The organism is Idiomarina abyssalis (genome assembly GCF_019797805.1).
In the GTDB taxonomy this organism is placed as follows: domain Bacteria; phylum Pseudomonadota; class Gammaproteobacteria; order Enterobacterales; family Alteromonadaceae; genus Idiomarina; species Idiomarina abyssalis.
Genome location: NZ_CP081832.1, coordinates 483,022 through 494,463 on the forward strand (window position 1 = coordinate 483,022; position 11,442 = coordinate 494,463).

An 11,442-nucleotide genomic window follows, 5' to 3' on the forward strand; every position below is an offset into this window, starting at 1 on the left:
TACACGCAGTGCCGTCAAATGACTATTGGCAGTTTCCCGCCATTGATCCTGTTATTTTCAGTATTGGGTTTATCGACATTCGCTGGTACGGCCTGGCGTACTTAGCCGCTTTTGCCTTTGCCTATTTCTGGGGCATGCGTCAAACCGAAAAAGACCCAAACTGGAGCAAAGAACAATTCAGTGACTTGCTGTTCTGGGGCTTTATTGGCGTTATTGTCGGCGGCCGTGTCGGTTATACATTATTTTATCAGTTCGAACGCTTTGTTGATAACCCACTGTACTTGTTTTACATACACGAAGGCGGCATGTCCTTCCACGGCGGTTTACTGGGTGTTATTGCCGCTATGTATCTTTATGCTCGCAAAAAACAACGTTCGTTCCTGCAGGTGGGCGACTTTGTCGCTCCATTAGTGCCTATGGGGCTGTTCTTCGGACGCATTGGTAACTTTATTAACGGCGAGCTTTGGGGCCGTGCGGCAGAAGTGCCGTGGGCAATGTACTTCCCCAGCGGTGGGCCGGTACCGCGGCATCCGTCGCAGTTATACGAAGCCTTGTTAGAAGGCCTGCTGTTGTTTGCCGTTATTATCTGGTTCCAGCGTAAACCGCGCTGCGTTGGTGCAGTAAGTGGCTTATTCCTGCTAGGCTACGGAGTTGCACGCTTTATTGTGGAATTCTTCCGCGAGCCCGACGCTCACTTAGGTCTACTGTCTCTGGGTATGTCCATGGGTCAATGGCTGACCCTGCCAATGATCATCCTGGGTATCATTCTGATGGTTCGTGCCAAGCCCCGCGCTTAAAACGGGGCTTGGGGGACACGGCTGTTGGGTCACATGTTTCGCTTGAGCGTTAAGGGGCGCTATGCCAGAGACGCTGCAAGTTCATCCATGAACGCTTGACGAAGGCCATCCATGGCCTTCGACACTCTGGCATAGCGCCCCTCAACATTCGTAACGCTTACATGCGCCCCAACAGCCGTTTATCGGCCCCAGCTCTGTTCTAATCTCTTAATTGGGTTATACCGCAAATGGGTACTTTATTGGTTCGTGACACTGATAGCCACTGACGGTAAAGTCATCCTTACTGACCCAGGTTTCAATATCTTCAAGAGACTTAATTTCGGGGTTAATATGTAGCTGCGGCGACGGAAAAGGCTCCCGTTTCAGCTGAACGTCGCGCATTAACTCTAGTTGGTTCTCATAGATGTGAGCGTTCACTATCTTGTGGTACGCCTTGCCTGGTTTGTGCCCGGTAATCTGTGCCACCAAAGCCAGTAAAACAAAGCACTGAATTTGATTAAAATTAAGCCCCAGCGGTACATCGCAACTGCGTTGGTATGAGGTTAGGTAAAGCGTGTCGCCTAACAACGAAAAGTTGTGGGTATGCATGCAGGGGCGCAAACAACCCAATTCAAATTCGCCGGGGTTATAGAAGGTGACTATTTCGCCGCGGTCATCAATGCCTTTTGACAGGTTATTAACTACTTTTTTCAACTGATCTAAGTGGCTGCCGTCCGGTTTTTGCCATGAACGCCCCTGTACTCCGTAAACGCGGCCCATGTCATCTTCACCTTGGCGGTTCGGGTTATTCAGCCATGCCTGGTTTTCATTGGCATTGGCGTCCCAGGTTTTGCAGCCAATATCGCGAAACTGAGCCGCGCTGTCGTAGCCACGCAAATAGCCCAAAAGCTCAGCAATAGCTGATTTATAATAGCTTTTGCGAGTAGTAATTAGCGGGAATTGGTTGTTGGCAACATCGTACTCTAAGTCGGCGTTTATAACCGTCAGGCAGTTAATGCCTGTACGTTCGTTTTTAACCCAAACACCTTCGTCGACAATGCGTTGGCACAGCTCTAAGTATTGTTTCATTTTTTATATAAAATTGTGTTGTGCGTAATGTTTTATATCGTACCTGATGCAATGGCATCAGGCTACTGCCTGCGCTAGAATAAGGGCACTAAACAACGGCCGGGAATTTCAATCTATGACGCTAAAAGTCACCCTGTGCGATGACTCTAAAATGGCGCGGAAACAGCTGCTGCGCACGCTGCCGGACGACTGGGACGCAGAGGTACACCAGGCGGAGCACGGTGAGCAAGCGCTTACTTGTGTGCGTGAAGGGCGTGCTGAAATCCTGTTTCTGGATTTGAACATGCCGGTGAAAGACGGCTACGAAACTCTGCAGGCCATCAAAGACGAGCAGTTAGAAACGCTGGTTATTGTGGTGTCGGGTGACATACAGCCTGAGGCGCAGAAACGCGTGCAGTCATTGGGTGCTATGGCCTTCGTGAAAAAGCCGATGAAAGCCGAAGACGTACAAACTCTGTTACAGCAGTTCGGCCTTTACCAGCCCGCCGGTGGTCAGCTTAAAGTTGCCGACCAACAAACCCAGGCTCCGTCTAACCCGCTGGATGTGTACCGCGAGGTTTCAAACGTTGCCATGGGTCAGGCGGGTGATCACTTAGCCCGGGTATTAGATACATTCATTGAATTACCCGTGCCGAATGTCAATTTCATTGCCCCTTCTGAACTGCACATGGCGATAGAGTCTATAGACGCCAAACAGCAAGTAGCGGCAGTCAGTCAGGGGTTTTCCGGTAGCGGTATTTTAGGTGAGGCTCTAACGCTTTTTAATGAAGCGGCTATTGACGACATTGGTCAGTTATTAGGTGCTAAACTGGGCGAAAGTGGCTCGGTGAAACAGCAACGTATTGAATCGTTAATGGACGTGGCGTCTATTTTATCTTCTGCCTGTTTGAACGGTTTGGGTCAGCAGTTGCATGTGGAGTTTGCGGCGTCGCAGCCGGTATTACTCGGTGAGAACCAGCCCATGCAAGAATTACTGAAGCATGGTGAAAAACGCTGGCAGAAAATTCTGGCCATAGAAATTGGCTATCAGTTGCCGGAACATAAGCTGGCGTTTGACCTTTTACTGCTGTTCCCGGCGGACGCTGTGAAAATTCTCGACCAGCAGCTGGCGCATTGGCTGCAAAGCGAAGAGGATGACCAATGATAGACGATATGGACGAGCTGCACAGCAAGCTGAGCATTCTGGGCGCCATTGATGTGGGCATTGTGGTGGTCGATAACGACAACAACATCCAGATGTGGAACGAGTTTATGCAGAACCACAGCGGTTTGCGGCCCAGCGAAGTGCGCGACAAGAATTTATTCCGCTGCTGCCCGGGTATCGATGAGATCTGGTTTCAGCGTAAAATTGACCGCGTGCGGCAATTAAACTCGCGGGTGTTTATCACCTGGCAACAGCGTCCTTACGTGTTTCGTTTTCGCCACAGCCGCCCCATAAGTGGGCAGAGCGAGTGGATGTACCAAAACGTGACCCTAATTCCGCTTAAGAACCCGCGTGGTGAAGTGCACCAGGTGGGCATTATTATCTACGATGTGAGTGAACAACCCAGTCATGAGTGAAGTACCCGATCCGCGTTTTGGTGGTGTGAGCCGTGTTTACGGACAGCAGGCGCTCAACCATTTTCAGCAGTTACATATTGTGGTCGCCGGGCTTGGCGGCGTGGGCTCATGGGCAGTGGAAGCACTGGCGCGCACCGGCATTGGCAAGCTCACACTCATTGACTTAGACGACGTATGTACCACCAATATCAACCGTCAGTTACCGGCTACCGATGACACCATTGGCCAGCTCAAAACTGAGGTGCTGGCTCAACGGGTGAAAAGCATTAACCCAAACTGCGAAGTTAAGGTTATTGATGACTTTTTGCTGCCCGAAAACTTCGAAGAGTACCTAACCGGTGCCGATGCGGTGCTGGACGCCATAGACAGCGTCAATACTAAAGCCGCGCTGGTGGCCTGGTGCAAACGTCGAAAGCTGCGCCTGGTGGTGTGCGGAGGTGCCGGTGGGCAGATAGACCCGGGCATGATCCGCGTCGGTGACTTAGCCAAAGCCAAGCAAGACCCGCTACTCGCCAAAGTACGCTCGCAACTGCGTCGTGACTACGGCTTTTCCAAGAACCCCAAGCGCAAATGGGGCGTTGACTGTGTCTACTCCGAAGAGCAACTGCGTTATCCGGTAATTTCCGGTGAGCAAGAAGGTGAAGTCACTCTGCAAAAACCAGGCTCCGGCTCCATGCGCATGGACTGCAGCTCCGGCTTTGGTGCCGCTATGGTCGTCACCTGCAGCTTTGCGATGCAAGCCACCGCTATGCTTCTGAAACGGCTGGCTCCGGTAAAATAAATTTTTGCGTAATGTAAGTGAGCGCGCCCGATGGTTATGGGAGCTACTGCGGAGGTGTGCAGCGCCAAGGATGGCGCTGCCCAAGCCCTACAAGGATGTATTCACGGGCGTCCTCCGCAGTAGCTCCTATAACCTCAGCGCTCATTCATAACCCGCAACTTCAGGGTTTTGGCGACCTGGTACAGGCCGTTGCTGCGCGAAGGGCTTAGGGCGTTGTCCAGGCCTTCGGCGCGGTAAAAGGCGTCAATGTCAAAGGCGGCTATTTCCGCTACCGAGCAGCCGTCCAGCCGTTGTTGTAGTAGTGCCAGTAGCCCGCGCACAATGCGCGATTCGGAATCAAAGCGAATCACTACCGCCTCCACGTCAGAAGTATCCAGCCACAGCCACACCTTTGCCTCGCAGCCACCCACCAGATGATCGTCATCACGACATTCTGCCGGATATTCTGGTAGACTTTTGGCTTGTTGAACTAAGTGACGAAAAAGCTGTTCCCAGCTGGTCATGTAAACTCTCCCTTACGGCAATAGAGTTTTATTCTCCCATAACTTGTGAGATCGACGCCAGTCTAGGATAATGACAGCACAATAAAGACCAACATTCAGAACATTCCAGAAAAAGGAAGACAACATGAAGATACTTGTCGCGGTTAAGCGCGTCATTGACTACAACGTCAAGGTGCGTGTTAAACCAGATCAGTCCGATGTCGATTTGGCGAACGTCAAAATGGCACTTAACCCATTCTGCGAAATTGCCGTAGAAGAAGCTGTACGCCTTAAAGAGGCAGGCACAGCAGACGAAGTCGTTGTAGTTTCTATTGGCCCTAAAGCGGTACAGGAGCAGTTACGTACTGCGCTGGCATTAGGTGCAGACCGTGCTATTCAGGTTGAAACCGACGACATGCCGGACTCTTTATCTGCCGCTAAAATTCTAAAAGGTGTGGTAGAGAAAGAAGGGCCGGACATGGTTATTCTGGGTAAACAGTCTATCGACTCAGACAACAACCAAACTGGTCAGATGCTGGGCGCCTTAACCGGTATGCCACAGGGTACTTTCGCGTCTAAAGTGGAAGTAGGCGACGGTTTTGTGAACGTCACCCGTGAAATTGACGGTGGTCTGCAAACCGTTAAATTGAACCTGCCGGCTATTGTCACTACCGACCTGCGTTTGAACGAGCCGCGTTACGCGTCACTGCCAAACATCATGAAAGCCAAGCGTAAGCCGCTGGAAACCACAAGCCCGGACGAACTGGGTGTGGAAGTTAAGCGCACTATTAAGCTGCTGAAAGTTGAAACGCCCGCGGAACGTAGCGCCGGTGTGAAAGTAGCTGACGTAGATGAGCTGGTCGACAAACTGAAAAACGAGGCGAAAGTATTATGAGCATCTTAGTGGTAGCAGAACACGACAATAACGCGGTTGACCCTTCAACGCTGAAAACGTTAGCCGCTGCACAGAAAATCGGTGGCGACATCGAGGTACTGGTTGCCGGTAAAGGGTGCTCAACCGTTGCTGAGAATGTGGCAAAAGCCGACGGCGTGAAAAAAGTCATGCTGGCAGACAACGAAGCTTACGAGCATCAGTTGGCCGAAAATATCAGTGAACTGGTTGCTGACTTAGGCAAAAACTACAGTCACATTCTGGCTCCGGCCACAACCACCGGCAAAAACTTCATGCCGCGCGTTGCTGCGTTATTAGACGTGGCACAGGTATCTGACATTATCTCGGTAGAAAGCGACGACACCTTTAAGCGTCCTATCTATGCAGGTAACGCCATTGCCACTGTGCAGTCAGAAGACAAAATTAAAGTCATCACCGTTCGTGCAACGGCGTTCGATGCTGTCGCAGAAGAAGGCGGTAGCGGCGAAGTTGAAAACATCGACTCCGTATTTAACAACGACAAATCGGAGTTTGTTGAAGAGCAACTGGCAGAATCAGAACGTCCTGACCTGACCTCAGCAGAAATCGTTATTTCTGGTGGTCGTGGTATGCAGAACGGCGAAAACTTCCACTTGCTGGAAGACGTAGCTGACAAACTGGGCGCTGCAGTCGGTGCTTCACGCGCCGCGGTAGACGCTGGTTTCGTACCAAACGACATGCAGGTTGGTCAAACCGGTAAAATTGTTGCTCCGCAGCTTTATATTGCGGTCGGCATTAGTGGTGCTATCCAGCACTTAGCCGGTATGAAAGACTCTAAAGTCATTGTTGCCATCAACAAAGACGAAGAAGCCCCAATCTTCCAGGTGGCGGACTACGGTTTAGTAGCCGACTTGTTCGATGTATTACCTGAATTAAACAGCAAACTGTAATATTTGCTGAGTCTTTGTAACATTCTAGATTCGCTGCTGGCGCTCCATTTTTAGCGTCAGTAGCGACATTTTCCCGCATTTTTTCCAACAACTTGTTATATTTTCGTGTTCATACACTTGCATATTTTTAACTCATCGGACATGATTCAGACATAACCGCCAAACAAGTTTAAAGGATTAGGTGGCTCACAATGAAAAGAAGAACAACTATGCTAAAAAAACTTCCTCTGGCTACGGCCATTGCACTGAGCTTTGCGGCATCAGGCCAGGCTGCTGACTTCGAAGTCGGCGATTACGAAATTAAATTCGACTCTATTCTGTCTTACGGCGCTGCATGGCGTATGGAAGATCAGGCTAACCACCTGATGCATCCGGGCAACCGCCAGGGCGGAACGGCACAGTCAAGCGTGGGTGACGACGGTAACCTGAACTTTGATAAAGGTGATTTAGTATCATCCGTAGTCAAAGGCGTACATGACTTAAGCATTGACGGCGGAAGCCACGGTGCCTTTATTCGTTTCAACTATTGGTACGATCACGTTGTTTCTGAAGAGAACATGGCGCACGGTCACCCGGGTAACAACTACTACCCGGACACCAAACTGAACGACAGCGTATTCGACGACTACTCTCAAGGTAAAGGCGTTGAATTATTGGATGCCTTTGTCTACGCCAACTTTGACTTAGGCGACATGCCAGCCAGCGTTCGTTTAGGACGCCAGGTATTAAGCTGGGGTGAAAGTACCTTTGTTTTCAACGGTATTAACGACATTAACCCGCTGGATGTAAACGCGGCACGTCGTCCGGGCGCAGAAATTAAAGAAGCCCTGTTACCGGTTGGTATGCTAAGCACCAGCATTGGCTTAACCAATACCTTAAACTTAGAAGCTTTTTACCAGTACGAGTGGGACAACACGAAACTGGACGGCTGTGGTACGTACTTCTCAAGTGTCGATATCATCGGCGGCCCTGGCTGCGGTAAAGTGACACTGAATCCACAGTTAGTACCAGGCGACCCAGACAGCTACTTAAGTGACTTTGAGTCGGTACAATCTGGCGCTTATATTGGCAGCAACCCTACGCTGGAAGCTTCAGACAGCGGCCAGTGGGGTGCTAACCTGCGTTACTACTCAATGGACTTAGACACAGAATTTGGTGTTTACTACCTGAACCTGCATAACAACACGCCAATTATCTCGGCGTACAACTGGACAGTGGACCCGCGTCCATTCCAGCAAGCGGCAGGCGCAGCGGGTCAACAACTTGGCTATACCTGGTCAACGCCTAATGGCTACCCGATAGACGGACCTCGTCTGGTTATCGAATATCCGGAAGACACCAGTGTCATCGGTTTAAGCTTCAGCACTAATTTAGGCCTTTGGTCTGTTGGCGGTGAGTACAGCTACCGCGACGGTGTGCCGGTACAAATTAACACCACCGAAATTTTAACCGCCGGTTTGCGTCCAAACGTGCCAAGCACTTTTGCTGACCGCGTTAACAACGCCGAACTGGGTGAATTAGCTCACGGCTATGACCGTATGGACGTTAGTCAGGCGCAGGTTAGTTTTGTGCGCTTTGTTGACCGTCTGTGGGGTTCTGACCGCATGACCTTTGTGGGTGAAATTGCCACTAATCAGGTACATGATTTACCGGGTCTGAACGAACAACGCTACGGTCGTTTGCCACTGTATGGTAAGTGTTTAAGTGCAGAAGACACTGGCGCACCGGCCGATATGAACTGCGACGGTTTTGTCACTTCAAACTCCTGGGGCTACCGTACCCGCTTCCAGTTTGAATACAAAGACGTTTGGCAGGGCTGGGGTTTAACGCCTGTGGTTCAGTTTAACCACGACGTTAATGGTTACTCACCCAACAGCAACTTTATTGAAGACCGTAAGTCGCTGGGCGTTAACTTAGTAGCAGACTACCTGTCTACTTACAAAGTGAGCCTGGGTTACACCACCTTCACCGGCGGTGACTACGATGCGACCACTGACCGTGACTATGCGTCAGTCAGCTTCTCTTACGCGTTCTAATACATTGATTCACACCGTGAATCACGATAAAACCGTCTCTACCGAGGCGGTTTTTTATTTTCCGGGAGAGCAACAATGAAAAAATGGATAATTGCGGCAGCCGCACTGGCCTTGTCAGGCACAGCAGCAGCCCAGGAAAAGTTTGAATTAGAAGACGTATTCACGCTGGAATACGCATCTTCGCCGACCATTCACCCCAGCGGTGAATGGACCGTGTTTGTGCGTCAGTCCATGGACATTAACAACGACCGTAAAGTAGGGCGCTTATGGGCCAGCCTGCCCGACGGCGACATTCGACCGTTAACCGGTGAGCAGGGCAGCGAAAGCCAGCCGGTGTGGTCACCCAGTGGCGATCGCTTAGCTTATGTATCCACCGAAACCGGTTCACCGCAGGTGCATATCTACTGGGTAGACTCCGGTGACAGTGCGGCAGTAACGCAGCTGACACAAGCGCCGTCGAACCTTAGCTGGTCACCCGACGGAAGCCAAATTGCTTTTTCCATGTTCACACCAAAATCAAAGCCAGCTCCGGTCAGCTTACCGGGCAAACCCGAAGGTGCTAACTGGACCGAAGCGCCTAAGTACGTCGACAAAGACAATTACCGCTTCGACGGCGGTGGCTACGCAAAAGACGGTCATCAGCAAATTTATGTTATGCCCGCAACCGGTGGTTCGCCACGTCAGCTCACCGACGACGAATTCAACCATGGCGGGCATCTGGCCTGGTCACCCGACAGCAAACACATTTTCTTTTCAGCGAACCGTCGCGACGACGCTTTCCGCCAGCCTGTTAACAGTGAAATTTACCGTCTGACCTTAAGCAGCAAAGAAATTTCAGCGGTGACCGACCGTAATGGCCCGGACAGCTCGCCAAAAGTATCGCCAGACGGCGAAAAAATTGCCTTTACCGGTTATGACGACACCAAAATGAGCTTTCAGGCAGCCAAACTCTATGTCATGGCGTTGGACGGCTCCAATGTGCAAGTTCTGACTGACGATTTAGACCGCAGCGTTACCGGGTTTGCCTGGGATACCGACAGCCAGGGCATTTATTTCACCTACGACAACAACGGCGTTGGCCAGTTGGCACGTACCAACCTAAACGGCGAATACAAGAACCTGACCGACCGCGTTGGCGGGTTGTCGTACAGTCGGCCATACGGCGGTGGTGACTTCAGCGTTGCCAAAGGTGACCGCATTGCCTTTACCATCTCTAACCCCATGCGTCCGGCAGAGCTGGCATTATGGGACAGCGGCGACGTTCAGCAGCTAACGCGTTTGAACGAAGACGCATTAGGCCACAAACAATTAGCCAAAGTCGAAGAGATCAACTACAAATCCAGTGTTGACGGTATCGACTTACAAGGCTGGATTGCTTACCCGCCGGGCTTCGACAAAGACAAAGAGTACCCGTTAATGCTGGAAATTCACGGTGGCCCGCATACCAATTATGGTCCGCGTTTCGCTGCTGAAATTCAGTTATTTGCGGCGGCAGGCTACGTGGTGCTGTACACCAACCCGCGCGGCAGCACCAGCTACGGTTCGGACTTTGCTAATGAAATTCACCATAACTACCCAAGCCACGACTACAACGACTTAATGGACGGCGTAGACGCGGTTATCGACAAAGGCTTTATTAACGAAGACGAGCTGTTTGTCACTGGTGGTAGTGGCGGTGGTGTGTTAACCGCCTGGATAGTCGGTCATACCGACCGCTTTAAAGCTGCGGTTGTGGCTAAGCCGGTCATTAACTGGTACAGCTTTGTGTTAACCGCCGATATGTACAACTTCTTCTATCAGTACTGGTTCCCGGGCATGCCATGGGACAACCTGGAACATTACATGAAGTATTCGCCTATCAGCTACGTGGGTAATGTGACTACGCCAACCATGCTGCTGACCGGGGAAAACGACTACAGAACGCCAATGTCAGAAACCGAGCAGTATTATCAGGCACTGAAACTGGAAGGCGTGGACACCGCCATGGTACGCATTCAGGATTCAGGCCACGGTATTTACGCGCGGCCCAGTAACTTAATGAACAAAGTTGCTTATATCCTGCATTGGTTTGATAAATATCGTTAGGGGCTAATGCTCTGACTTCTCAACATCGTCGCCGCGCTTACGTCGGTAAGCGCGTTCATACAGCTTGGCTTCGGTCAGGAAAAAATGAAACGCGTCGATGTTGGCTTTAATAAAGCCGCGCCATCCGGCCAAAAACATGCGGCGAATAAAGTAAAACTTAATGAACATAAGCGGAAATATCAGCAGCACACGTGCCAGGCTGCAGTGCCTGCCGCGCTCTTCCCGTTGCTTAGCCTTTAGCAACGAGTATTTGTTCAGCTTGTCCATATAACCATGGGCGGAATCGTAACCGTAGTGTTTAACGTCAATAGGCAAGTGCGTCAGAGGTGGCTCTACCTCAATATGCTCATGCACCTTAGTCGACGTATTCCACTGCGACTTCGACTTACGATACACCCTGCGAAAACGATGATGCCGATGGTAAGGCAGTGAGTGCCCCATAAAAATGTCGTCGTGCGCCAGGTAAATGCCATTAATATCGCCTCTGGCAATACGCTGCTGTATTTGCTCAAAAGCGCCTTCCGGCAGTACTTCATCGCCGTCCAGGTTAATCACCCAGTCGTTACGGCATTGCTCCAAAGCAAAAGCCTTTTGTCTGGCGTAACCCAACCAGTCCTGATGAATAATACGGGCACCGTGCTTTTCGGCAATGCTGAGTGTGTCATCGGTTGAGCCCGAATCCACCAGCACAATTTCATCAGCGCCTTTTACACTGGCCAATACTTCGTCCAGGTGGCGACCTTCGTTTAACGTAATTAAATAAACACTGACTTTAGGTAACTGACTTTGCTCAGACATGGGTAACCTTGCGC

General features: G+C 50.8%; 11 protein-coding genes. 8 read left to right on the forward strand and 3 right to left on the reverse strand.

Going from position 1 to position 11,442, the window contains the following annotated elements:
- Positions 1-8: 8 nt before the first annotated feature.
- Complete coding sequence (gene lgt / locus K5X84_RS02385) at positions 9-797, forward strand: prolipoprotein diacylglyceryl transferase (protein WP_222236495.1); 789 nt, start codon at positions 9-11, stop codon at positions 795-797.
- A 216-nt stretch (positions 798-1,013) separates the two neighbouring features.
- Here lgt and K5X84_RS02390 read toward each other — a convergent pair whose 3' ends face one another.
- Positions 1,014-1,865, reverse strand: coding sequence for a thymidylate synthase (locus tag K5X84_RS02390; RefSeq protein WP_222236497.1), 852 nt, complete (start codon positions 1,863-1,865; stop codon positions 1,014-1,016).
- A gap of 115 nt (positions 1,866-1,980) precedes the next feature.
- On the opposite strand from K5X84_RS02390, the gene K5X84_RS02395 reads away from it, so the two are divergent.
- The 3 genes from K5X84_RS02395 to tcdA are packed head-to-tail and all read left to right on the forward strand — an operon-like array spanning position 1,981 to position 4,206.
- The gene (locus tag K5X84_RS02395; protein ID WP_222236499.1) at positions 1,981-3,009 is read left to right on the forward strand and encodes a response regulator; all 1,029 of its coding nucleotides are present in this window, start codon (positions 1,981-1,983) and stop codon (positions 3,007-3,009) included.
- Entirely contained in the window at positions 3,006-3,425 is a 420-nt protein-coding gene (locus tag K5X84_RS02400; RefSeq protein WP_222236500.1) for a PAS domain-containing protein, read from the forward strand. Before K5X84_RS02395 ends, K5X84_RS02400 begins: the two co-directional genes overlap by 4 nt.
- On the forward strand, positions 3,418-4,206 hold the full coding sequence (tcdA, locus tag K5X84_RS02405) for a tRNA cyclic N6-threonylcarbamoyladenosine(37) synthase TcdA (RefSeq protein ID WP_222236506.1): 789 nt from the start codon (positions 3,418-3,420) through the stop codon (positions 4,204-4,206). The genes K5X84_RS02400 and tcdA overlap by 8 nt, the downstream gene beginning before the upstream one ends.
- Before the next feature lie 134 nt (positions 4,207-4,340).
- On the opposite strand, the gene K5X84_RS02410 is transcribed toward tcdA, so the two are convergent.
- A complete protein-coding gene (locus tag K5X84_RS02410) occupies positions 4,341-4,709 on the reverse strand; it encodes a SufE family protein (protein ID WP_222236508.1) in 369 nt (122 codons plus the stop codon).
- Between the two features lie 124 nt (positions 4,710-4,833).
- Here K5X84_RS02410 and K5X84_RS02415 point away from each other — a divergent pair, with 124 nt between their 5' ends.
- The 4 genes from K5X84_RS02415 to K5X84_RS02430 all read left to right on the forward strand — a co-directional run bounded on the left by K5X84_RS02415 (position 4,834) and on the right by K5X84_RS02430 (position 10,630).
- Positions 4,834-5,583 (forward strand): electron transfer flavoprotein subunit beta/FixA family protein, encoded by a 750-nt coding sequence (locus K5X84_RS02415; RefSeq protein ID WP_053954537.1) that lies wholly within the window; start codon positions 4,834-4,836, stop codon positions 5,581-5,583.
- Positions 5,580-6,509 (forward strand): electron transfer flavoprotein subunit alpha/FixB family protein, encoded by a 930-nt coding sequence (locus K5X84_RS02420; protein ID WP_222236509.1) that lies wholly within the window; start codon positions 5,580-5,582, stop codon positions 6,507-6,509. Before K5X84_RS02415 ends, K5X84_RS02420 begins: the two co-directional genes overlap by 4 nt.
- A 191-nt stretch (positions 6,510-6,700) precedes the next feature.
- Entirely contained in the window at positions 6,701-8,545 is a 1,845-nt protein-coding gene (locus K5X84_RS02425; RefSeq protein WP_244994810.1) for a DUF1302 domain-containing protein, read from the forward strand.
- A gap of 75 nt (positions 8,546-8,620) precedes the next feature.
- On the forward strand, positions 8,621-10,630 hold the full coding sequence (locus K5X84_RS02430) for a S9 family peptidase (protein ID WP_222236511.1): 2,010 nt from the start codon (positions 8,621-8,623) through the stop codon (positions 10,628-10,630).
- Positions 10,631-10,633: 3 nt separating this feature from the next.
- Here K5X84_RS02430 and K5X84_RS02435 read toward each other — a convergent pair whose 3' ends face one another.
- Positions 10,634-11,428: a glycosyltransferase family 2 protein gene (locus tag K5X84_RS02435; protein WP_222236513.1), complete on the reverse strand. Its 795-nt coding sequence runs from the start codon at positions 11,426-11,428 to the stop codon at positions 10,634-10,636.
- Positions 11,429-11,442 lie beyond the last annotated feature (14 nt).

Bases quoted from the DNA above. Each gene is read 5' to 3' on its own strand.
- K5X84_RS02390 (WP_222236497.1), bottom strand. From the start codon at position 1,865: ATGAAACAATACTTAGAGCTGTGCCAACGCATTGTCGACGAAGGTGTT.
- K5X84_RS02395 (WP_222236499.1), top strand. From the start codon at position 1,981: ATGACGCTAAAAGTCACCCTGTGCGATGACTCTAAAATGGCGCGGAAA.
- K5X84_RS02400 (WP_222236500.1), top strand. From the start codon at position 3,006: ATGATAGACGATATGGACGAGCTGCACAGCAAGCTGAGCATTCTGGGC.
- tcdA (WP_222236506.1), top strand. From the start codon at position 3,418: ATGAGTGAAGTACCCGATCCGCGTTTTGGTGGTGTGAGCCGTGTTTAC.
- K5X84_RS02410 (WP_222236508.1), bottom strand. From the start codon at position 4,709: ATGACCAGCTGGGAACAGCTTTTTCGTCACTTAGTTCAACAAGCCAAA.
- K5X84_RS02415 (WP_053954537.1), top strand. From the start codon at position 4,834: ATGAAGATACTTGTCGCGGTTAAGCGCGTCATTGACTACAACGTCAAG.
- K5X84_RS02420 (WP_222236509.1), top strand. From the start codon at position 5,580: ATGAGCATCTTAGTGGTAGCAGAACACGACAATAACGCGGTTGACCCT.
- K5X84_RS02425 (WP_244994810.1), top strand. From the start codon at position 6,701: ATGAAAAGAAGAACAACTATGCTAAAAAAACTTCCTCTGGCTACGGCC.
- K5X84_RS02430 (WP_222236511.1), top strand. From the start codon at position 8,621: ATGAAAAAATGGATAATTGCGGCAGCCGCACTGGCCTTGTCAGGCACA.
- K5X84_RS02435 (WP_222236513.1), bottom strand. From the start codon at position 11,428: ATGTCTGAGCAAAGTCAGTTACCTAAAGTCAGTGTTTATTTAATTACG.